At 54.7% G+C, this 20,559-nt stretch carries 22 protein-coding genes; 9 read left to right on the forward strand and 13 right to left on the reverse strand.

Annotation, left to right across the window (positions count from 1 at the left end; genetic code table 11):
- Positions 1-63: 63 nt before the first annotated feature.
- Positions 64-633, forward strand: a complete 570-nt coding sequence (locus RHM62_RS17235; protein ID WP_322123276.1) for a pseudouridine synthase — start codon at positions 64-66, stop codon at positions 631-633.
- Here RHM62_RS17235 and RHM62_RS17240 read toward each other — a convergent pair.
- Together RHM62_RS17240 and RHM62_RS17245 are read right to left on the reverse strand one after the other, a co-directional pair.
- On the reverse strand, positions 630-1,754 hold the full coding sequence (locus RHM62_RS17240) for a HupE/UreJ family protein (RefSeq protein WP_322123277.1): 1,125 nt from the start codon (positions 1,752-1,754) through the stop codon (positions 630-632). The two genes, RHM62_RS17235 and RHM62_RS17240, sit on opposite strands and share 4 nt — an antisense overlap.
- Positions 1,751-3,028: a hypothetical protein gene (locus RHM62_RS17245; protein ID WP_322123278.1), complete on the reverse strand. Its 1,278-nt coding sequence runs from the start codon at positions 3,026-3,028 to the stop codon at positions 1,751-1,753. Before RHM62_RS17245 ends, RHM62_RS17240 begins: the two co-directional genes overlap by 4 nt.
- A 172-nt stretch (positions 3,029-3,200) precedes the next feature.
- On the opposite strand from RHM62_RS17245, the gene RHM62_RS17250 reads away from it, so the two are divergent.
- Entirely contained in the window at positions 3,201-3,419 is a 219-nt protein-coding gene (locus tag RHM62_RS17250; protein ID WP_322123279.1) for a hypothetical protein, read from the forward strand.
- 103 nt (positions 3,420-3,522) lie between these two features.
- Positions 3,523-3,978 carry a DUF192 domain-containing protein gene (locus tag RHM62_RS17255; RefSeq protein WP_322123280.1) on the forward strand — a complete coding sequence of 152 codons (456 nt, stop codon included), beginning with the start codon at positions 3,523-3,525 and terminating at the stop codon, positions 3,976-3,978.
- Between the two features lie 90 nt (positions 3,979-4,068).
- Here the strand turns inward: RHM62_RS17255 and rpsT are convergent, their stop codons facing one another.
- On the reverse strand, positions 4,069-4,332 hold the full coding sequence (gene rpsT / locus RHM62_RS17260; RefSeq protein ID WP_009665424.1) for a 30S ribosomal protein S20: 264 nt from the start codon (positions 4,330-4,332) through the stop codon (positions 4,069-4,071).
- Between the two features lie 196 nt (positions 4,333-4,528).
- Between rpsT and murJ the strand changes: the two genes are divergently transcribed.
- Entirely contained in the window at positions 4,529-6,079 is a 1,551-nt protein-coding gene (gene murJ / locus RHM62_RS17265; RefSeq protein ID WP_322123281.1) for a murein biosynthesis integral membrane protein MurJ, read from the forward strand.
- Positions 6,076-6,909, forward strand: coding sequence for a SirB1 family protein (locus RHM62_RS17270; protein WP_322123282.1), 834 nt, complete (start codon positions 6,076-6,078; stop codon positions 6,907-6,909). The genes murJ and RHM62_RS17270 overlap by 4 nt, the downstream gene beginning before the upstream one ends.
- 15 nt (positions 6,910-6,924) lie before the next feature.
- Here RHM62_RS17270 and RHM62_RS17275 read toward each other — a convergent pair whose 3' ends face one another.
- A complete protein-coding gene (locus tag RHM62_RS17275) occupies positions 6,925-8,829 on the reverse strand; it encodes an ATP-binding cassette domain-containing protein (RefSeq protein WP_322123283.1) in 1,905 nt (634 codons plus the stop codon).
- Positions 8,830-9,545: 716 nt separating this feature from the next.
- On the opposite strand from RHM62_RS17275, the gene RHM62_RS17280 reads away from it, so the two are divergent.
- On the forward strand, positions 9,546-10,028 hold the full coding sequence (locus tag RHM62_RS17280; protein WP_322123284.1) for a glycine zipper 2TM domain-containing protein: 483 nt from the start codon (positions 9,546-9,548) through the stop codon (positions 10,026-10,028).
- Here the strand turns inward: RHM62_RS17280 and RHM62_RS17285 are convergent.
- From RHM62_RS17285 to RHM62_RS17315, 7 genes are all read right to left on the reverse strand, one after another.
- A complete protein-coding gene (locus RHM62_RS17285) occupies positions 10,022-10,705 on the reverse strand; it encodes a fumarylacetoacetate hydrolase family protein (RefSeq protein WP_322123285.1) in 684 nt (227 codons plus the stop codon). The two genes, RHM62_RS17280 and RHM62_RS17285, sit on opposite strands and share 7 nt — an antisense overlap.
- A gap of 82 nt (positions 10,706-10,787) precedes the next feature.
- Positions 10,788-11,540 (reverse strand): ABC transporter ATP-binding protein, encoded by a 753-nt coding sequence (locus tag RHM62_RS17290; protein ID WP_416172270.1) that lies wholly within the window; start codon positions 11,538-11,540, stop codon positions 10,788-10,790.
- A complete protein-coding gene (locus tag RHM62_RS17295; protein WP_009667258.1) occupies positions 11,540-12,310 on the reverse strand; it encodes an ABC transporter ATP-binding protein in 771 nt (256 codons plus the stop codon). Before RHM62_RS17295 ends, RHM62_RS17290 begins: the two co-directional genes overlap by 1 nt.
- A gap of 8 nt (positions 12,311-12,318) precedes the next feature.
- Positions 12,319-13,533, reverse strand: coding sequence for an ABC transporter permease subunit (locus RHM62_RS17300; protein WP_322123286.1), 1,215 nt, complete (start codon positions 13,531-13,533; stop codon positions 12,319-12,321).
- A gap of 11 nt (positions 13,534-13,544) precedes the next feature.
- Positions 13,545-14,474, reverse strand: coding sequence for a branched-chain amino acid ABC transporter permease (locus RHM62_RS17305; protein ID WP_322123287.1), 930 nt, complete (start codon positions 14,472-14,474; stop codon positions 13,545-13,547).
- Between the two features lie 412 nt (positions 14,475-14,886).
- Positions 14,887-15,840, reverse strand: coding sequence for a 4-hydroxy-3-methylbut-2-enyl diphosphate reductase (gene ispH / locus RHM62_RS17310; protein WP_322123288.1), 954 nt, complete (start codon positions 15,838-15,840; stop codon positions 14,887-14,889).
- Positions 15,841-15,893: 53 nt separating this feature from the next.
- Positions 15,894-16,349, reverse strand: coding sequence for an FKBP-type peptidyl-prolyl cis-trans isomerase (locus RHM62_RS17315; RefSeq protein WP_322123289.1), 456 nt, complete (start codon positions 16,347-16,349; stop codon positions 15,894-15,896).
- 124 nt (positions 16,350-16,473) lie between these two features.
- Between RHM62_RS17315 and radC the strand changes: the two genes are divergently transcribed.
- From radC to rpmG, 3 genes are all read left to right on the forward strand, one after another.
- Positions 16,474-17,148, forward strand: coding sequence for a RadC family protein (gene radC, locus RHM62_RS17320; RefSeq protein WP_322123290.1), 675 nt, complete (start codon positions 16,474-16,476; stop codon positions 17,146-17,148).
- 150 nt (positions 17,149-17,298) lie between these two features.
- Positions 17,299-17,535 carry a 50S ribosomal protein L28 gene (gene rpmB / locus RHM62_RS17325; protein WP_040726403.1) on the forward strand — a complete coding sequence of 79 codons (237 nt, stop codon included), beginning with the start codon at positions 17,299-17,301 and terminating at the stop codon, positions 17,533-17,535.
- Positions 17,536-17,557: 22 nt separating this feature from the next.
- Entirely contained in the window at positions 17,558-17,725 is a 168-nt protein-coding gene (gene rpmG / locus RHM62_RS17330; RefSeq protein ID WP_009667251.1) for a 50S ribosomal protein L33, read from the forward strand.
- A gap of 169 nt (positions 17,726-17,894) precedes the next feature.
- Here the strand turns inward: rpmG and RHM62_RS17335 are convergent, their stop codons facing one another.
- Positions 17,895-19,097, reverse strand: coding sequence for a fatty acid desaturase (locus tag RHM62_RS17335; RefSeq protein ID WP_322123291.1), 1,203 nt, complete (start codon positions 19,095-19,097; stop codon positions 17,895-17,897).
- Positions 19,098-19,188: 91 nt separating this feature from the next.
- On the reverse strand, positions 19,189-20,541 hold the full coding sequence (locus RHM62_RS17340; protein ID WP_322123292.1) for a mechanosensitive ion channel family protein: 1,353 nt from the start codon (positions 20,539-20,541) through the stop codon (positions 19,189-19,191).
- Positions 20,542-20,559 lie beyond the last annotated feature (18 nt).

Below are 20,559 nucleotides of genomic sequence, written 5' to 3' on the forward strand. Positions count from 1 at the left end.
AACCTCTCGTACGGGAGGCTTAAAATACAGTCTTGCACTTACTCCACTCCAAGAAAATCTCGCATGGCGCTAATTCTGTTCAACAAACCATACCTGGTCCTGTGCCAGTTTTCACCTCAGGCGGGCCGTGCCACTCTGGCTGATCATCTAACTATTCCCGATGTCTATCCCGCAGGCCGGCTTGATGCCGACAGCGAAGGACTGATGTTGCTGACCGATGACGGCCGCCTCCAGCACGACATCAGCGATCCGACGCACAAACAGCCCAAAGCCTACCTCGTGCAAGTAGAAGGCATTCCCGATTCCATCGCGCTAAACAAATTGCGATCAGGGGTATTTCTCGGCGATTTCACCAGCAAACCAGCGAAAGTAATCGAGGTTACCGCGCCGGCATGGTTATGGCCCCGCAATCCGCCGATACGGCAGCGTGCAGTCACGCCGACGCGTTGGCTGTTGCTAACGATCACCGAAGGAAAAAATCGCCAGGTACGACGCATGACCGCCGCAGTCGGACTACCGACATTACGACTGGTACGGGTGGCGATCGGCCCGTACTCACTGGAAAGTCATCCGCTGCTACCGGGCGAGTCGCGTACCGTCGACGCAGCAGAACTGACGGCATTGCGCAGCTAGAACGGCAGGAATTTCATATTGAATGCCCGTTCCACCAACCAGGCGGTCGCCAGCAAGGCAATGAGTCCGGAACCACCAAGCAGAATGAATCGGCGATAAAGCATGGTGCGGCGCAGGTAAAACGCTATTGGCAGAAATGCGGCAACGATAGCGAGCTGCCCGACCTCGACGCCTACATTAAATCCAACCAACGCCAGCACCAAGGCACTCTTTGGCAGGCCCAGGTCACTCAGCACACTGGCAAAACCGAACCCATGGATTAATCCGAACAAGAACGCCATCATCCACCGACGATCACGAAACAACGGATAAATATTGTTGAGCGCAGCGATCACCACCGACGCCGCAATGGTTGACTCAACCCAGCGCGACGGCAGGCTAATGACCCCAAGCGTTGCCAGCGTCAACGTAATCGAGTGCGCCAGCGTGAATGCAGTAACGACTTTTAGAACCGACCAGAACGCCGGCTTGAAAGCACTTACCGCCTCCCACTGCTTGTTGTGGCGAAAGACCACTGCCGGCAACAGCAATGCCAATAAAAACAGAATGTGGTCGAACCCGATCCAGATATGCCAGACGCCCTCACGCGCGTAGTCGATGAACTGTGTAATCCGGCTCGGGCTAGACAAGGAAAATTGCTGGCTTGCTTTCTCCGGACTGAAAATCGCCGTGGTAGCCACTCCCTGATATTGCAATTGCAGCAAACCCTTGTGCTGCGGATCAATATCGAAAAACAGTCCATAGCGGGCTTGCAAAAGCGTAATCGGTTGCGCGCATTCCGCCTTGAAACGCAACACTGCGTAAGCGCCGTCGGTGTGGTCGTCAACCAAGTGACTGGTGACGGTGGCGGGACAGGATATGCCATCCGACTGCAAGTTCAACCGGGCCATTGCATACGCATCGATATCACGCTGCTTGGCCTGGACCTCTCCCCACGTAATGGCGGCATCGCCATTCGCATCGAGGCCTAGTGCAAAATCGAGATCGCGTAGCGCAATGTCCCACTGCCCATCGATGGTCTTACCGTCGACTATGAAATTCAGATAACTGTCGCTGGGCTTGTGGGCCAGAGCGGAGAATGAAACCAAACAGAACAGAAGCAACAACAAAAGGCGCTTCATTGCGCAACTCCGGTGAACTGACGAGCGAGCGCCGACAGGATGACATCTTCAATCCGGCTCTCGGTCAGCCAGTTCAGGACAGGTTGCGCGGCAGCAGGTTTTTTTGCCGCCAATGCTGATTCGAGGACGATACGGGCATCGCGTGGCTCGCGTTGTACGGTCCAGTTTTTCAAAGCCAGGTCCAGTGCCTTGTTCGCATCACCATCGATGGCCAATACGAAACGCGCCTCTTCCTGCTGATGCACGGTGTCACCTCGCAACTGCGCTGCCGCATAGCGTGCCGCCAAGGTTTCTTGCAATGTACCGGCATCGGGCAACTTGAGCATGCGCTCCGCAAATACCAGCCTCAACAACAGCACGTCGGAACGCGTCCTGTCCTTGAGAAGGGCCACCACTTCGGTCGCCCGTTTCTGGTCCATCAGCAAATCCGCGTAGGCCGCCAGCATGAACGTATCCGGAATATCCAGTGCAAGCGCTTGCCTGAAATGCTGCTCGGCAACCTCCAACTTCCCGATACGCTGTGACATTTCAGCCAGCCGCAGCAGCACCCACAAGCGCTCATCCGGACGCGCCTCGGGATGCCGGGCCAGCGTCGCCCGCAAAGTGTCGTAAGCCGGTTGCGCGTTACCGGTCAGGCCGTCGACCATCGCGAGGCAGCCAGTTGCAATCACCTCGTCCGTCAATCCAAACAACGCCTGACAGTCGGTCCGCGCCAGCGCGTAGCGCGCTTGGACCATGTGAATGGTGGCGCGCAACGCACGAGCCTGCGCATGGGCCGGATAACGGACAATGACACTGTCGAGATCCCTGACGGCGCCACTGAAGTCATGATTGAACTGCCTCAGGCTGGCACGCATGACCTGGATGTCGACCGGTGGTTCGTCCATGGTCCACCACGAGCCCAGTGCCGCTTGCGCGTATCCGATATACCGGGGATCACCCTCCTCCGCCACCAATCCGTAATACCGTTGTGCCAGTTTCAGTGCAACGGCCTGGTCGCGCGGATCACGTCGGAGCGCCTTTCTCAAATCAACCATTTCGCGCGCAATAGGATCGTTTGGACGAAATGGCAATCTCTCCAGCACTACATCATCAGAAGCGGGAATACGCGGTACAGAATGGGCCAGCGGAAACACGAACAGGCAAGCAAGGAAGAACGTCAGTTTCAAGGGCATCGCAATTTCCACGGTAGATGGAGAGGGAGAAAAAACTCGACATGCATGATAGCGTGCCGATCGTGCCTTCGCGGCTATCTGCGAGCGGGCATTTGCCATTGACCCGTTACCTATCTCCGATAAATTGCCACCTAGCTAACGTGGGGACATGATTTCAGATGTTTTTCGATTTTTTTAAGAACTCTGTCAACGGACTCGCGAGAACACCGTTATTCCCCGTGATTCATGTGAATCACCGCTTATCAATCGTACCAACTTGAAGGATTGCAAAATGAAAAACCTGATCGCTGCATTGGTTGCTGGTCTGTTCGCTGTTTCCGCTTTCGCTGCCAGCCACACCGCTGCACCAGCGGCTCCCGCAATGCCAGCAGCTGCCGCTGCACCAGCTGCTGACGCAGCAGCGCCAAAAGCAAAAAAAGAAACGAAAGCTAAAAAAGCCAAAAAAGAAAAGAAAGAAGCCGCTCCAGCAGCTGCACCAGCCGCCAAGTAATTTGCTGGTAAGCTGTGATGAGAAGGCAGGTTATCCTGCCTTTTTTTATGGCCGAACGCTTTTAAATGCGGCTCAACTTTTTTGGTGAATACTAATTACAAAGATGACTGATCCCTCTCTTTCCCTACGCACACTGGCATTTTCCTGTGTCCTGCTGATCTCGACTCACGCAGGAGCGCAACAACCAGTCAAATTCAAAGTGACTACATTGTCTGCTGGCATTCATCTGATCAAAGCTGAAGTTGCCGCAACCGAGGCCGAACGCGAGCAAGGCCTGATGTTCCGCGAAAAAATGGGACCTAATGAGGGGATGGTATTTTTGTTCGGCGCGCCAGCAGGAGTCTGCATGTGGATGAAAAACACGCTGTTACCGCTATCGGTCGCATTCATCGATGACGACGGCAAGATCGTCAATATCGAAGACATGAAGCCGCAAACAACTGAATCACATTGTGCGGTCAAGCCGATACGTTACGCATTGGAAATGAATGCCGGATGGTTCAAGCAAAAAAACATTAAGGCAGGCATGGTCATCGACGGGCTAGCAAAAGCAAAGTAAGCGAAGCATAAAAAAAAGCCCCGGCCTGAATCTAATCAGGCGGGGCTTTTATCTGTGTAAGCCGGATCGCGACTTACTAAGCGACTTATATCAGGCAAGAGCCTTCAATGCTGCTGCCATACGGCTTTTGTGCCGTGCTGCTTTATTCTTATGAATGATCTTCTTGTCAGCGATACGATCGATAACCGAAATCGACGATTGGAATACCTGGGTTGCTACCGCTTTGTCGCCACCTTCAATTGCCTTGCGGATAGCTTTGATTGCGGTACGCAATGTTGAACGCTGGCTCGAGTTGTGGGCGTTTTGCTTGACTGCTTGACGTGCACGCTTGCGTGCTTGTGCGGTATTTGCCATGAATGATATTTCCTAAGTCGAGGTCAGGGTGCGCCATCAATGACGCAGGAGTTAGACAGAATTCTGTGAAGCCCCGGAGTATATCGGCTTTTATCCGAAAGGGCAAACTAACTCAAGGAACAAACCCGCCCACCCCGCTGACACACGCACCAAGCAAGCGGGGAAAGGCGGTGCCGAGCAGCTATAATCCGGCCCCATGAACCTGCATAAAACGCTAGCCACGATCTTCGGCATGACCATGATATCCCGTATCACCGGCCTGATACGCGACGTCCTCATTACCAGGGCATTCGGCGCATCAGGCTATACCGATGCCTTCTTTGTCGCCTTTCGCATTCCCAACCTGTTGCGCCGCCTGTTCGCCGAAGGTGCTTTTGCTCAGGCGTTCGTGCCCATCCTTGCGGAATACCGAAACCAACGCGGTGACGCAGCCAGCAAATTACTAGTCAACCACGTTGCCACTATCCTGGCCGGAGCCTTGCTGCTGACCTGTGTGATCGGCATTATTGGCGCGCCGGTGATTGTGTATCTGATGGCCAGCGGCCTGACAGCCAATGCGGACGTATTCAACACCACGGTTGTGATGACGCGCATCATGTTTCCGTACATTGGCTTCATGTCACTGGTTGCACTGGCTGGCGGCATTCTCAATACCTGGAGCGAATTTCGCATTCCCGCCTTCACACCGGTGTTGCTGAACCTGTCATTCATCTTTGCATCACTGCTGGTGGCACCGTTCCTGGCAAACCCGATCTATGCACTGGCCTTCGCTGTGTTTTTTGGCGGGTTGCTGCAACTGGCGATTCAGATACCCGCCTTGCTGCGGATTGGCATGCTACCGCACATCACCTTTAATCCGCGTTTTGCACTGGCCGATCCTGGAGTACGACGCGTGTTGAAACAAATGGCTCCTGCCACTTTTGCGGTATCCGTTGCGCAAATTAGCCTGGTAATTAATACCAACATTGCCTCTCATCTTGAGTTGGGTAGCGTGTCGTGGCTATCGTTTGCCGATCGGTTGATGGAGTTTCCGACCGCACTGCTGGGCGTGGCCCTGGGAACCGTGCTACTGCCAAGCCTATCGAAAGCACACGCTAACGGTGACACGGCCGAATATTCAGCGCTGCTGGACTGGGGCATGCGCCTGACATTTCTGCTGGCGCTGCCAGCGGCCGTCGGACTAGCCACCTTATCGGAACCTCTGACAGCAACGTTATTTCATTATGGGAAATTCGACGCCCGAGCCGTGTCGATGACCGGCCAAGCACTGATTGCCTATGGCGTCGGCTTGATTGGCTTAATTGTCGTCAAAATCCTGGCTCCGGGCTTTTATGCGAAACAGGACATCCGTACCCCGGTCAAAATTGCCATCGGGGTTCTGATCGCCACGCAGTTAATGAATCTGGTCTTCGTGCCCCGACTGGCACTCGCAGGCCTGGCTCTCTCGATCGGTCTGGGTGCCTGCATCAACGCGATCTTCCTGTACCTCGGTCTGCGTCGTCGCGGCATTTACGTTGCCCGGAGCGGATGGGGTATTTTTCTGATCAAGCTGACCGGGGCGCTGTTTTTGATGGGTGGCGCGGCGCTATGGGTTGCAGGAAAATTTGACTGGATTGCGATGCAAGCACATCCCTTGCAACGCATCAGCATGCTGATGTTTGTGCTGGTGATCTGTGCGATCACTTACTTCGGGGCGCTCATTGCCATGGGCTTCAGGCCCGCCGACTTCAAGCGTTCCGCCGCATGATTACCCCATTGGACTATTTTGCCTCGCTGGTACAACAGGACGACAGCATCCCCCTGTTCGAGGCGGCGCTGACGCTAGCACAGGATACCGATCCGCAATTCGACATCGGAGGCGCGCAAGTCGAAGTCGACCGAATGGCAGCCAAATTGCGCAATCGGATACCACCGGACACCGCGCACGTACCGAAACTGCGTCTGCTGAACCAGTATTTTTATGCGGAATTAGGCTTTGGCGGAAACATCAATAACTATTACGATCCGGACAATAGCTACTTGCATCGTGTAGCACGGACCCGACGCGGCATTCCAATCTCACTGGCGATGATCTACATGGAAATTGCCCAGCAGATCGGACTGGATGTCAGGGGCATTTCTTTCCCGGGCCACTTTCTGATGAAGCTGTCGACCCAGGCCGGCGAAATCATCATCGATCCGGTCAATGGCAGCAGCCTGTCGCGGGAAGAACTGGAGGAGCGACTGGAACCGTTTGCCGGACAGATTCGCCAAGCCGGCAAACCGCTGGCAACATATCTGGAACCCGCATCTGCACGCGACATCCTGATTCGGATGCTGCGCAACCTGAAATCACTTTTTTTTGAATATGATCGCTGGCAATCGTTGCTGAACGTGCAGCAGCGATTGCTGATCCTGTTACCAGGCGATGTCGCCGAGCGGCGCGATCGCGGTCTCGCCTATGCCCAGTTGGATTGCCCGAGCCCGGCCCTTGACGATATTGAGGCCTACCTCGCGGCAAGGCCCGACGCAGCAGATGCCAACGTACTGAGCGGCCGGCTCCCATCACTGAGAGCGGCTATCCGTCGACTCAACTGAAGTACTACACCGGCGTCAGTTACTGCCGCGGGTCTCGATCTGCTCCCACTTCTCCAGCGCCTCCAGAAGCTCGACATCCAGTTTGGCAAAACGCTGGTTCAAGCGCTGCAGCTCTTCCGGCTTTTGCTTGTAGACATCAGAGTCTGCCAATTTGGCAGAGATGGTCTTCTGTTCGGCTTCGATCCCGGCAATCAGTTCCGGCAACGCATCGAGTTCGCGTTGCTCCTTGTAGCTCAGTTTTTTCTGCTTGGGTACGGCCGCAACAGGCTCCGGAGCCGCCTTGACATCTCCCTTGGCAGCCTTCATGACGGGCGCTGTCAACGGCACCCGCCGCACGCGCTCCCAGTCGCTATACCCGCCAATGTACTCGCGCCACATGCCATCGCCTTCGGCCACGATCACTTGCGTGACGACGTTATCGAGGAAGGTGCGGTCATGGCTGACGAGAAAAACCGTACCGGTGTATTCCTCGAGCAGTTCTTCGAGTAATTCAAGCGTATCAATGTCCAGATCGTTAGTCGGCTCATCGAGCACCAGCACATTGGCTGGCTTGGCAAAAAGGCGCGCCAGCAGCAAGCGGTTGCGCTCGCCGCCGGACAGGGACTTGACCGGTGAACGGGCGCGTTCCGGCGCAAACAGGAAATCGTTCAGATAGGTCATCACATGCTTGCGCTGGCCATTGATTTCGACCCAATCGCTACCGGGAGCGATCGTGTCGGCGAGGCTGTCATCTTCATTGAGCTGAGCGCGCATCTGGTCAAAATAGGCCACCTGCAACTTGGTGCCCTGGCGGATAACGCCGGAATCCGGCTCCTCTTCGCCAAGTATCATTTTCAGCAAGGTCGTCTTGCCAGCACCGTTCAAACCGATCAGGCCGACCTTGTCACCGCGTAGCAGTGTCGCGCTGAAGTCGCGCACGATCACCTTGCTGCCGTAGCTCTTGTTGACGCTGTCGAGTTCGGCGACGATCTTGCCGGACCGTTCGCCAGCGGACACATCGAGTCGCACCTGGCCCTGCTGGTCACGGCGAACGCTGCGCGTCATGCGCAAGGCTTCAAGGCGACGTACACGGCCTTCATCACGCGTGCGGCGTGCCTGCACGCCCTTGCGGATCCAGATCTCTTCCTGCGCCAGGAACTTGTCGAACTTGGCGTTCTCCACTTCTTCGATTTCGAGTTGTTCAGCCTTGCGCAACTGATACGCCGTGAAGTTTCCCGGGAAAGACAACAAGCGGCCACGATCAAGTTCAATAATGCGGGTAGCGACGTTATCCAGAAAGCTGCGGTCATGGGTAATGAACAAAACACTGCCCTTGTAATCGCGCAATAAACCTTCAAGCCACAGGATGGACGTGAAATCCAGATGATTGGTCGGCTCATCGAGCAGCAATACATCAGGCGCACTCACCAGCGCACATGCCAGCGCCACGCGCTTTTGCATACCACCCGACAGCGTCCCCATCAGCGAGGTGGCATCGAGGTTCAGGCGGTCCAGCGTGGTTTCGACCTTGTTGTTGAGATTCCAGGCATCGGCAGCATCGAGCTTGAGCTGAATTTCATGCATGCGCTCCATCAATGCCTCGTCGTTATCGCCACCGAACTGACCGGTCAGCGCGTCGTACTCCTTGAGCAGCCCCTGCATTTCGCCCATGCCGGACGCGACGGCATCAAACACAGAAATATTCCGGTCGAACTGCGGCTCCTGGTCAACGTAGGTCACTTTCACCCCCTGTTGCATGACCAGCAGTCCGTCATCGAGTTTCGATTGTCCTGCCAGCACTTTCAAGAGCGACGATTTACCCGTGCCATTGCGTCCGATCAAGCCGACCCGCTCGGTTGTTTCAAGGGAAAATTCTGCACGGTCGAGCAAGGGAACGTGGCCGAATGCGAGTTGTGCATTGGAAAGAGAGATGACTGCCATAAGTGCCTGGGATGCCTGAAGTGAAGGGGCACCTGCGCGCCGCGCAGTGCCGGTAAATCGATGGGAAGCCCACATTGTACCGACTCCGGGCAATGTCTCGCGATGTCACTTCAGGTTTTTGCTGCATTGCGCCAGATGCTAAGACGAAACGAGATCGAAGAAGCGGACAGGAGTGTGCGAAAATACGAGTCCACTGCCCCCGTAGCTCAGTGGATAGAGCGATCCCCTCCTATTGATTTGGGCATCGGACTCCGAAAGGGTCCGCATGAATGGAGTCAAATTCGGTGAACCCTGACAGGTCATGCTGTTGGCAACGCCGAGCCAAGCCCGATTCCAATCGGGAAGGTGTAGAGACTAGACGGCTCCCTCCTGTAGCGCCGCAGCACAGCGCCATGGAGAAGGCATAGTCCAGACTGCAAACGGCAAAGCCGGTGGCGAAAGCCATAGCGGGATGAAGGGATAGGTCACACGTTCGATCCGTGTCGGGGGCACCACCAACTACTTACTCGCTCCGGGTAAGGCAAGCGCAAAGCCGCGCAAATACTTTCTTACATTTTTCCGTTCACCCAATAACGATTGCCGTGCGTTACTAGCTCACTCGTTACGAACGACGACTACTTATCCGCGCCGGTCACCTGCATCACGTCCCAATGTGTCTTGCCGCACGGACACCGACTCGCAGGACAAATATACTACTTACATCTACAGGAGAAATCATGAAAACCACAGTAACCCTGGCCGCCACTGTCCTCATCGCTTCAAGCTTTCTCGCCGGTTGCGCCACGCCGCATCAGCCATCCAATAACTCACAAAACTATCCTCAGCCCTCATCGCAAGGCTACAACAACCAACAAGGCTATAACACCCAATACGGCGTCATCGACTCGATCCAGGTATCGCGCGCAAGTAACTCCGGCGGTATTGGTGCCGGCTCCGTCATCGGCGGACTCGTTGGCGGATTGCTCGGCAACCAGGTTGGCGGCGGTACCGGCCGTGCAGTCGCCACCGCTGCGGGTGTGGTCGGTGGCGCGGTAGTCGGCAATCAAGTCGAACAGAACCGCTCAGCCGGTCGCGAGGTATACCAGGTCAATGTACGCCTCGATAGTGGCCAATATGAATCCATCACCCTCGACAACGTCAACGATCTGCGAGTCGGCAACCGTGTTCGTGTCGAGAATGGTCGCGTCTACCGCTACTGATCAATCCTGACCTGCAGGCCGCCCAATCCATCGATGCGGCCTTCAAGTAAATCACCAGGCACCACCGCAGCAACGCCTGCCGGCGTACCCGTAAAAATCAGGTCGCCGGCCTGCAGTTCGAACAGCGTGGATAACTGTGCGATCGTCTCGGCGACATTCCAGATCATGTTGCCAAGTGCGCTAGCCTGTCGTGGCACACCATTGACATGCAGGCTGATCGCTCCGGTCGGCACTTCCCGATGCAGCGGTCCGACCGGTGCCGAATAATCAAAGCCTTTTCCGGTACACCATGGCCGACCAAGCTTCTTGGCTGCACCTTGCAAATCGCGTCGTGTCATATCCAGGCCGATGGCATAACCCCAGATATGCGTAGCGGCATCCGCCACCGCAATATCTTTTCCGCCACGACCGATTGCCACCACCAGTTCAATTTCGTGCTGCAAATCCTGCGTCATTGACGGATACGGCATCACGCCGATAGTGCCCTCGGCGACAGGTAACACCGCATCCGCCGGCTTCATGAAAAAGAACGGCGCCTCACGACCGGTATCGCCCATTTCGATCGCGTGGTCGGCATAGTTGCGGCCAACACAGTAAATACGATGTACCGGGAACAGATCGGCAGAGCCGGAAACGGGAACTGCAGCTTGTGCGGATGGTGAAAATACGAATGTCATCGGTGCCCTCGAGTCGGAGAAATTAAAAAAAACGCCATGCCGGCATTCGCGAGCATGGCGCTGTTAGCGTGAATAGACTACCTCAACCTTCGCCCAGGTAGGCTTCTTTGACACGTGGATCGTCCAGCATGTCAGCAGCGGCACCTGTCATTGTGATCAGTCCGGAATCCATCACATATCCGCGATGCGCCGCCTGCAAAGCCAACTTGGCATTCTGCTCGACCAACAGAATAGTGACGCCTTCGGCTGATACGGTGCGGACGACTTCGAAAATTTTCTCCACCATAATCGGTGACAGGCCCATCGATGGCTCATCGAGCAACAGCAACTTCGGATGTGACATCAGTGCGCGAGCCATCGCCAGCATCTGCTGCTCGCCGCCCGACAGCGTGCCCGCCATTTGTGCAGCGCGTTCTTTCAGGCGAGGAAACACGGCAAACCACTTGTCAATATCGTCGCTGATGCCGGCTTTATCGTTGCGGGTATAAGCCCCCATCAACAGGTTTTCGTGGATCGACATGCGGGTAAAAACGCCGCGCCCCTCCGGCACCATGGCGAGATGTTTCTTCACCAGATCGAAAGATCCGATGCCCTTGATGGCTTCTCCGACGTATTCGATGTGCCCTTCCACGCGACAATTCGGCAGCGTGCCGGTGATCGCCTTGAGCGTGGTCGTTTTACCTGCACCATTGGCACCGATCAGGGTGATCAGCTCTCCCTTATTGACTTCGAGGTCTATCCCTTTGACCGCTTGAATACCGCCGTACGCAACTTTGAGGCCACTAATCCGGAGTACGTTTTCGCGCACGCTAGAACTGCTTTCATTGGCAACCATTAATGGGATCCTCCAAGATAGGCTTCAATAACGGCCGGATTTTTCTGCACATCGGCCGGTATTCCCTCGGCGATCGGCTTGCCGTAATCAAGCACCGTGATACGGTCACACAATCCCATCACAAGTTTGACGTCATGCTCGATTAGCAAGATAGTTTTTCCTTCAGCCTTGATCTTTACCAGCAGTTCACGCAATGCCAACTTTTCTGTGGCATTCATGCCCGCAGCCGGTTCGTCCAGCGCCAGCAATTGCGGATCGGTGGCCAGGGCGCGGGCGATTTCCAACCGACGCTGATCTCCGTATGACAGATGACGGGCAGTCCGATCGGCAAACTTCGCGATACCCACAAAGTCCAGCAGTTCAAGTGCACGCTTGCGGATGTTGGCTTCCTCTTCGCGCGCTGCCTTAAACCGGAAGACGGCACCAAAGACGCCCTGGTGAGTCCGGACATGACGCCCTACCATCACATTTTCCATGGCGGTCATTTCACCAAACAAACGGATGTTCTGGAAAGTGCGCGCAATGCCCGCCTTGGCCACTTCATGCGGTGCTGATGGCGAATATGGTTTTCCGGCGAGCTCGAAGCTACCCGTATCGGCCTGATACAAGCCGGTAATGACATTGAAGAAGGTCGTCTTGCCAGCGCCGTTCGGACCGATCAGGCCATAAATCTGACCCTTCGTAATCTTCATGTTGACACCCGACAGGGCCTGCAATCCGCCGAAACGCTTGGTAACGCCGGCAATATTAAGAATAATTTGTTCGCTCATGATGGTCCTCAGGCTGCCACTATACCGGTTGCTTTTTCGGGCTTGTCGATGTCGCCATCAGGTCGGTCTTCGTGCTTGGGTGCAGGCCACAATCCGGCCGGACGACTGAGCATGATCACAACCATGGCCAGGCCGTACAACAACTGTCGCAGCACTTCGGCATCAATCCAGACCTTACCGAAAATCGCCATCTGAATTGGCTCAACCGTATGTCTGAGTACCTCAGGCAACGCCGCCAGGATAATACCCCCGAGGATCACACCAGGAATGTGCCCCATGCCTCCCAGCACCACCATGGCCAGCACGGCAATCGACTCCGTCAATGAAAACGATTCAGGCGAGACGAAACCCTGGAAAGACGCAAACATCGAACCGGCAACACCACCAAATGATGCCCCCATGGCGAAGGCCAGCAGTTTGACGTTACGGGTATTGATACCCATCGCCTTAGCAGCGATTTCATCCTCCCGGATGGCGACCCAGGCACGACCCAGACGGGAGTCTTGCAAGCGCACGGAGACGAAGATAATCACTATGCAGAGCGCTAGAAAAAAGTAGTAATAGGCATTGACTGAGGGCATCGAAAAACTACCGAAAACCAGATTGGCCCTGCTGCCCGGCTCTCCGGCCAACGAAACGCCGAAAATCCTGATCGGATCGATCATGTTGATACCCTGCGGGCCATTGGTGATGTTCACCGGACCGTTAAGGTTGTTCATGAAAATCCGGATAATTTCGCCGAAGCCCAACGTCACGATAGCCAGATAATCGCCGCGCAACTTCAGTGTCGGCGCGCCGAGCAGTGCCCCGAACAGTCCGGCAAACAGCGCACTCAGCGGCACGATAAACCAGATTGACAAATGAATACCGTGTTCGCGGATCTCGGGACCGAACAGCGTCACGAGGGCGTTGCCGATCGCCGGATATTGATTGACAAACGACTCCAGCACGACAGCAAACTGCGGCGACGACAGCAGCGCCGTCAGATAAGCGCCCAGCGCATAGAACGCGATGTAACCCAGGTCAAGCAGGCCGGCAAAACCGACCACGATATTGAGTCCCAGTGCCAGCATGATATACAGCAGCGCGAAGTCCATGATGCGGACCCATGAATTACCATAATTTTGGGCAATGAATGGAAACACAATAACGATCAGGGCAATGATGCCCATCCCGATATAGGCCTTGCGGGGGTTGGTCTTGGTATCGAAATAGTTAGCCATGAAAATCCCCTTTACGCGCGGTCTGCAACGCGCTCGCCCATGATGCCGGACGGTCGTAAGGTCAGCACGATGATCAGTACGACAAACGCAAAGATGTCCTGGTAATGGCTTCCGAGAAAGCCACCCGTCAAGTCACCGATATATCCCGCCCCGAGGCTTTCGATCAGCCCAAGCAGAATGCCGCCCAACATGGCGCCATAAATATTCCCGATACCGCCCAGCACCGCTGCAGAAAACGCCTTTAAGCCGGGGACGAAGCCCATCGCAAACTGCGCCGAGGCGTAGGTCGCGCCCCACATGACGCCGGCAACCGCAGCCAGTGCAGCACCGATCGCGAAGGTCATGACAATGACCGCGTTGGAGTCGACGCCCATCAGACCGGCAACGCGAGGATTTTCTGCGGTAGCGCGCATCGCCCTCCCCATTTTAGTTTTTTCAACCAGCAGCACGAGACCAAACATCGATATACCCGCCAGCACCAGCAGCATCACTTGCGTTGGTGAAATCAGCGCTCCCATGATGTGGTAAGACTCGGCAGAGATGACTTGTGGGAAAGCAATTGGGCTGCGCCCCCAAATCATCATTGCAAAAGTTTGCAACAAAATGGAGACGCCAATGGCCGTAATCAGCGGGGCCAGACGCGGCGCGTTGCGCAACCGCCGATACGCAACGCGCTCGATCAGCAAGTTCACCGCAACGCAAATTGGAATCGCACCACCAATGGCGATCAATATTTTCACCACGCCAGGCAGGTCAGGCGCAACCACTTGAACGATCTTGAGTATCGTCACACCCGCCATCGCACCAATCATCAACACATCGCCGTGCGCGAAGTTAATCAGATTAAGTACCCCATAGACCATCGTATAACCGAGGGCAATCAACGCATACATGCTGCCGAGCACCAAGCCGTTGATGATTTGCTGGATGAAAGTATCCATGGTGTGTTTCTTTCTCAAAAAACCCGGTGTAAACCGGTTTCACAAACTGACTAAGATAGCCTGACCTCGACGAGTCGAAGTCCGCGTGAATAACAAAGCGGCACCCGTTGCAATTTCGCGGGTGCCGCTTGCTGCCTGTGCTTAGCAACAGGACCTGATAAAGCCATACGATGTAAAAAGACAGTGGTGCACGCGGTCAAGCCTCCTGATTATTAAAACTTCGGAGCCATCCACAACAAGCAAGCGCCGGATTCTATAGGGTGTTTGCTATCGCGTCAGATTATTCGAATGCGCAGGCAAAAAAATCTCCAAAACACGCCTTTAATTTCAGATAAACAATTAAATTTTGTCCGACTGATGATAACGATGAAGTTAAAAAACTATCGATGGAAAATCAGCCAACGAACAAAATTTAGTTTTGAGGCGGCCGTTCATCCGCCAAGCCCTTGGGCATAGGAAACGTCACATGCTCCTGCACGCCATCAAGTACGCGAACGCTGCGGGCACCGAAAATTTTTAATCGATTAATGACAGCCTGCACCAGCACCTCGGGTGCAGATGCACCGGCAGTCACCCCGATGCGCTGCTTGCCTTCGAGCCACGCAGGATCAATTTGCTCTGCGTTATCGACCATGAATGACGGCACGCCTTTTTTCTCGGCGACTTCGCGCAACCGGTTCGAATTGGAGCTATTCGGACTGCCCACAACGATCACCAGTTCGACCTGCGGCGCCATGAATTTGACCGCCTCCTGCCTGTTTGTCGTGGCGTAGCAGATATCCCCTTTCTTAGGCTCTGCGATATCTGGAAAGCGCTTCTTGAGCGCTGCGATGATGTCGGCCGTATCATCGACTGACAGCGTGGTCTGCGATACATAGGCGAGCAGTTCAGGATTGGCAACCTGCAGCCGAGCGACGTCGTCGGTCGTCTCGACCAGATACATGCCTTGCTCTGACTGGCCCATCGTTCCCTCGACCTCGGGATGACCATCGTGTCCGATCATGATGATTTCGCGACCGTCGCGACGCATCTTGTCGACCTCGACATGTACCTTCGTCACCAGCGGACAGGTCGCATCAAAAATGCGCAAGCCGCGCTCTTCTGCCTCTACTTTCACGGCCTTCGAAACACCATGCGCCGAGAACACCACCGTTTGTCCGGTCGGCACGTCCGCCAGCTCCTCGATAAAAATGGCACCCTTGGTCCGCAAGTCATCGACGACGTAAGCGTTGTGCACGATTTCATGGCGCACGTAAATGGGGGCCCCAAACTGGATGAGCGCCCGCTCGACGATTTCAATCGCACGGTCGACCCCGGCACAAAATCCGCGCGGCTGCGCCAACAAAATTTCCTTGTTACTCGTCATCGTGAAGCCTTTAAAAACCTGTGTGAAATATAGTCAATCAATACGCAGCTGCTTCATAGGATACCGATGATCCTGACCTCGAATCTCAACGATTGTCCCGCCAGAGGATGATTGAAATCAAAAACTGTATCGTCGTCGGCCAGTTCACGCAGCACCCCGGCGAAGCGACCGCCGCCCGGCGCATTGAATTCGACGACATCGCCAATGGCATATTGCTCACCGAACTGTGAGTTCTCAGCTAGTGTTGCACGCGACACGCGCTGTACCAGTGCCGGATTACGCGGACCAAATGCTTCGTCGGGCAACAACTGAAAGATTTCGTGCGCACCTTCCAACAAACCCAGCAAACGCTGTTCCAGAAAAGGAGCGAGCTGGCCGCTACCCAATTGCAGCGTAGCCGGATTGTCGTTGAAGGTCGTGACGATTTCAGTCCCGTCGGGGGTGGCGAGACGATAGTGCAAAGTGAGATAAGCGCCGTCCGTGACGACTGGCTGTTGGGTAAGCGACATCAAAAATTCCTGATTGACCAATAAGCCCCTATTTTAAGCCACGATGGCACCAGCCTCTATCGCGTCGATCAAATGATGCCGTAGCCTCGACCACTTCGCCTTGCGAGTCCTAACGTCTTCCATCATGTCCATTTCCGATTGGCCCGAACATCAGCGCCCCCGCGAACGCCTCATTCTCCATGGCGCGGCGGCGCTGTCCGATGCGGAGCTACTCGCGGTATTCCTGCGTATTGGCGTCGCAGGCAAAAGTGCAGTGGATCTGGCTCGGGAAATGGTTTCTCACTTCGGTTCGCTTAATGGATTGTTCGCGGCTACTGTCGGTCAATTCTCTGCTCTACGCGGGCTGGGGCCGGCAAAATTTGCACAGCTCCAAGCCGTCATGGAGCTGGCCCGCCGCGCCATGGCGGAGCAATTAAAAACAGGCGCGGCGATGTCGTCCCCGCAAGTGGTGAGGCAGTATCTGCAATTGGCACTTGCTCACAAAAAGTATGAGTCATTCACCGTGCTGTTCGTTGATGTCGCTAACCGCTTAATTGCGAGCGAAGAAATGTTTCGCGGCACCCTGACACATGCCAGCGTCTATCCCCGTGAGATCGTTAAGGCAGCGCTGCTTCACAATGCCGCAGCAATACTACTTGCGCACAATCACCCCTCGGGAATAGCTGAACCTAGCCAGTCCGATCGGGCGCTGACGCAGACCCTCAAGAACGCGTTGGCGATGATCGATGTCAAGGTCACCGACCACCTCATCGTCGCCGGGAATCAAGTGTATTCATTTGCTGAACATGGCATGTTGTGATCCGAAAGCATCACAACATCGGCACACCCTTAATTGTGAACTAATCCAACAGACTAAGACACAATTGTTTTTCTTAAGTCGTTGAATAACCTCATTTATTTGGTTATACTCGCTTCTTTTCCAATTTCGGAAACTATTAAGGAGTGAGATATGGCACGAGTTTGCCAAGTCACCGGGAAAAAGCCGATGGTCGGTAATAATGTTTCCCATGCAAATAACAAAACGAAACGCCGATTTTTGCCTAACCTGCAACGTCGCCGCATTTTCGTTGAGTCCGAGAACCGTTGGGTTTCCCTGCGGCTGTCCAACGCTGGTCTGCGTGTCATCGACAAGCTCGGCATCGATGCCGTTCTGGTAGACATGCGTGCTCGCGGCGAAAAAGTCTAACTAGCAGAATAAAGGAATCATCATGGCTAAATCTGGCCGCGACAAAATCAAGCTGGAATCGACCGCAGGTACGGGTCACTTCTACACGACTACCAAAAACAAGCGCACTACTCCGGAAAAAATGTCGATCATGAAATTCGATCCGAAAGTACGCAAGCATGTCGAATACAAAGAGACCAAGATCAAGTAATTGATTCAGGTCCCGTTCGACGAGCATTAAAACCGGTCGCAATTGCGAGCGGTTTTTTTTCGTCGGCATTATGACTGTATCGACATGGAATGACCGGGCATAAAAAAAGCGGGCTGACTACAGCACCGCTTTTTTTGCATCCCACCGGTTACCCCAGTGAATCTATCAATCAGGCATAACTACGCAAACGCAACGAGAATTCCTGCAAAGCCCTGATCCCGGATGCCTCGGCACGTGTGCACCAGTCCTGCAACTGTTGAAGCAGTTGATCACGGCTGCTGTGTGAACGCTCCCAGATAGCGCTTAACTCGGAACGCATTTCATGCATTGTCTGCAAAGGCTTGCTGTGCAAAAACAATTCCCGCAACTGCTGCTGCTGTGGCGCTTCCAGCTTTGCCGGCTCCCTGTGCATCAATCGCCTCGACGACTTCAAGAAACCCGACTCCAACTTCGCTTTACTACGGAGCTGTCCCAATTCGTCGCGCCAGGTCGTTTTCACCGACTTGGCATATTTAGCCATGACGTCATAGCGGTTCGAAATCACTGATTGCAGGGTGTCAAAATCAGCAACGAGCTTCAGTCGGTCGAACTTTGGTGCTGGCGCAATTTTCTTGACCTTGGCCAGCCCAACGATTTCCATCATGCGGATGTACATCCAGCCAATATCGAACTCATACCATTTCGAGGACAGTTTTGCGGATGTACCAAACGTGTGGTGATTGTTGTGCAATTCTTCGCCACCGATCAAAATACCGATCGGGAAAATGTTACGCGATGCATCCGTACAGTCATAGTTCCGATAACCCCAGTAGTGACCGATCCCGTTGATGATGCCGGCCGCAGTAATCGGAATCCAGATCATCTGAACAGCCCAGACCGTCAACCCAAGGACACCGAACAACATCACGTTGACGATGAGCATCAAGCCAACACCTTGCCAGCTAAAACGCGTGTACAGGTTCTTTTCAATCCAGTCATCCGGCGTGCCATGACCGTACTTGTCGATGGTCTCCATGTTCTTGGATTCGGTACGGTACATTTCGGACCCTGTCAGCAGGACGGCATTGATACCGCGTGTGACCGGGCTATGGGGATCATCCACAGTCTCGCATTTGGCGTGATGCTTGCGATGAACTGCCGCCCATTCTTTAGTGACCATGCCGGTCGTCAGCCACAGCCAGAAGCGGAAAAAATGGCTCGGAATGGCATGCAGCTCCAGCGCACGATGCGCTTGATGACGATGCAAGTAAATCGTCACGCCGGCGATGGTGATGTGCGTCACGATCAATGAATAAATGACGACTTGCCAGACGCTAGCGCCAGTCAGTCCGTTGGATAAAAAATCGAGAACTGCGTTAAAGACAGTGTTCAAAATAGCACTACTCCACGGTTAAGAAATGTTCGCCGGTCACGCTGGGCCAGCGTTCCTGCTTATCGTAATTGGGGACTGGATTGTACCCGTTTTACCGGGCTTCGCCCACGGGTGGGGGAGCGACCTCTTCGGACATCGGAGGCTTCTCTGCCGGCAGTGACGACGCATTGAGGATACGAATCTCTCGCTGGTTATACGGGATACGGATGTGATTAGATTGCAGTACCCGCCAGATTGCCAGATTGACATCGGAAGTGACCGCGAACGTACCATTTTCGGGATCGACAATCATGAAGCCAACCTCGACCTCCAATCCATCGGCTGCAAAAAAACGCAGCACTGCGCTGGGTGGCGAGTCTTTCGACACCCGGGCCACCGTCGCCGCAGCCTCTTCCAGCAACGGTAACAGCGCCTCGATATCGGTCTCGTAAGCTACCGTCACCTTGGTACTCAAACGCAATAACCGGTCCGACAACGAGAAATTCTGCATTGGTCCGGAGACAAACAACTCATTCGGAATCACTGATTCTACGCCATCGAGTCCGCGCAGGATCGTATAACGCGTGTTGATCCGGGTAACCTGTCCGTAGTATTTGTCGACCGTCACCATGTCGCCAATCGCCATACTGCGTTCCAACAAGATGACAAAGCCTGAGACATAACTCCCGACAATTTTTTGCAAACCCAACCCGAGTCCGACACCCAACGCACCACCAAATACCGATAGCACCGTCAAGTCAATCCCGACCAGAGACAGACTGAGCAACACGGCAATCAGGATCAGCACCGCGCGCGCCATCCGAGCCATCACCGCCCGGATTGACGAATGCACTGAATCGAGCCGCATCAGACGCTGTTCCAGCGAAGCTCCGGCCCACAGCGCCACCATGAGCGTACCCATGACAGAGGCGACCGCCTGCAGGATCGTCAGTAGCGATACTTTATAGCGCCCTAAAGGCAGTATTGTTTTTTCCAGTACGTCGATCAGGTCCGGCCACAAACCGGTGATGTACAGCGCGAAGCCTATCCAGACGCAGGCAGCCACCAGTTTCTCGATCGCGACGACGCTGGCGCTGGCCTGTCCGCCACGGGCAAAGGCACGACGCAGCACGTAAAAGCTCAAGCGCACCAACACGAATGACGCCAGCAGCGGGATCGCAACGCGTAGTAAATTGATGTGAAGTGTTGGCTCCAGAACGGAGCGCGCCACCAGAACCAGGCAGAGACTGATCGTCGGTGCCAGCACCCGCGAGAAACTTTCCAGGCCAATCCGTAAAATGCCTTCGTCCTGGGTGCGACGTGCAAACGCAGTGCGAATCAAGCGTGCCAGCAACCACCCGACAATTAGACAACCGGTGATCGCAGCGATTTGCCAGAGCACGCCCGGCTCCTGCAGATCCGACCACAGGTCGTGCAACAAGCCGGAAACAAAATTGAATGGCATTTGCAATGCGCTTTCGCG

Origin of the sequence: Actimicrobium sp. CCC2.4 (assembly GCF_034347385.1) — a bacterium.
GTDB lineage: Bacteria > Pseudomonadota > Gammaproteobacteria > Burkholderiales > Burkholderiaceae_D > Actimicrobium.

Coding starts and splice junctions, on each gene's coding strand:
- RHM62_RS17270 (WP_322123282.1), top strand. CDS start 6,076: ATGATTACCCCATTGGACTATTTTGCCTCGCTGGTACAACAGGACGAC.
- rpmG (WP_009667251.1), top strand. CDS start 17,558: ATGGCTAAATCTGGCCGCGACAAAATCAAGCTGGAATCGACCGCAGGT.
- RHM62_RS17275 (WP_322123283.1), bottom strand. CDS start 8,829: ATGGCAGTCATCTCTCTTTCCAATGCACAACTCGCATTCGGCCACGTT.
- radC (WP_322123290.1), top strand. CDS start 16,474: ATGTCCATTTCCGATTGGCCCGAACATCAGCGCCCCCGCGAACGCCTC.
- RHM62_RS17240 (WP_322123277.1), bottom strand. CDS start 1,754: ATGAAGCGCCTTTTGTTGTTGCTTCTGTTCTGTTTGGTTTCATTCTCC.
- RHM62_RS17295 (WP_009667258.1), bottom strand. CDS start 12,310: ATGAGCGAACAAATTATTCTTAATATTGCCGGCGTTACCAAGCGTTTC.
- RHM62_RS17255 (WP_322123280.1), top strand. CDS start 3,523: ATGACTGATCCCTCTCTTTCCCTACGCACACTGGCATTTTCCTGTGTC.
- ispH (WP_322123288.1), bottom strand. CDS start 15,840: ATGACGAGTAACAAGGAAATTTTGTTGGCGCAGCCGCGCGGATTTTGT.
- RHM62_RS17235 (WP_322123276.1), top strand. CDS start 64: ATGGCGCTAATTCTGTTCAACAAACCATACCTGGTCCTGTGCCAGTTT.
- RHM62_RS17340 (WP_322123292.1), bottom strand. CDS start 20,541: ATGCCATTCAATTTTGTTTCCGGCTTGTTGCACGACCTGTGGTCGGAT.
- murJ (WP_322123281.1), top strand. CDS start 4,529: ATGAACCTGCATAAAACGCTAGCCACGATCTTCGGCATGACCATGATA.
- RHM62_RS17285 (WP_322123285.1), bottom strand. CDS start 10,705: ATGACATTCGTATTTTCACCATCCGCACAAGCTGCAGTTCCCGTTTCC.
- RHM62_RS17250 (WP_322123279.1), top strand. CDS start 3,201: ATGAAAAACCTGATCGCTGCATTGGTTGCTGGTCTGTTCGCTGTTTCC.
- rpmB (WP_040726403.1), top strand. CDS start 17,299: ATGGCACGAGTTTGCCAAGTCACCGGGAAAAAGCCGATGGTCGGTAAT.
- RHM62_RS17290 (WP_416172270.1), bottom strand. CDS start 11,540: ATGGTTGCCAATGAAAGCAGTTCTAGCGTGCGCGAAAACGTACTCCGG.
- rpsT (WP_009665424.1), bottom strand. CDS start 4,332: ATGGCAAATACCGCACAAGCACGCAAGCGTGCACGTCAAGCAGTCAAG.
- RHM62_RS17315 (WP_322123289.1), bottom strand. CDS start 16,349: ATGTCGCTTACCCAACAGCCAGTCGTCACGGACGGCGCTTATCTCACT.
- RHM62_RS17300 (WP_322123286.1), bottom strand. CDS start 13,533: ATGGCTAACTATTTCGATACCAAGACCAACCCCCGCAAGGCCTATATC.
- RHM62_RS17305 (WP_322123287.1), bottom strand. CDS start 14,474: ATGGATACTTTCATCCAGCAAATCATCAACGGCTTGGTGCTCGGCAGC.
- RHM62_RS17280 (WP_322123284.1), top strand. CDS start 9,546: ATGAAAACCACAGTAACCCTGGCCGCCACTGTCCTCATCGCTTCAAGC.
- RHM62_RS17245 (WP_322123278.1), bottom strand. CDS start 3,028: ATGGCAAATGCCCGCTCGCAGATAGCCGCGAAGGCACGATCGGCACGC.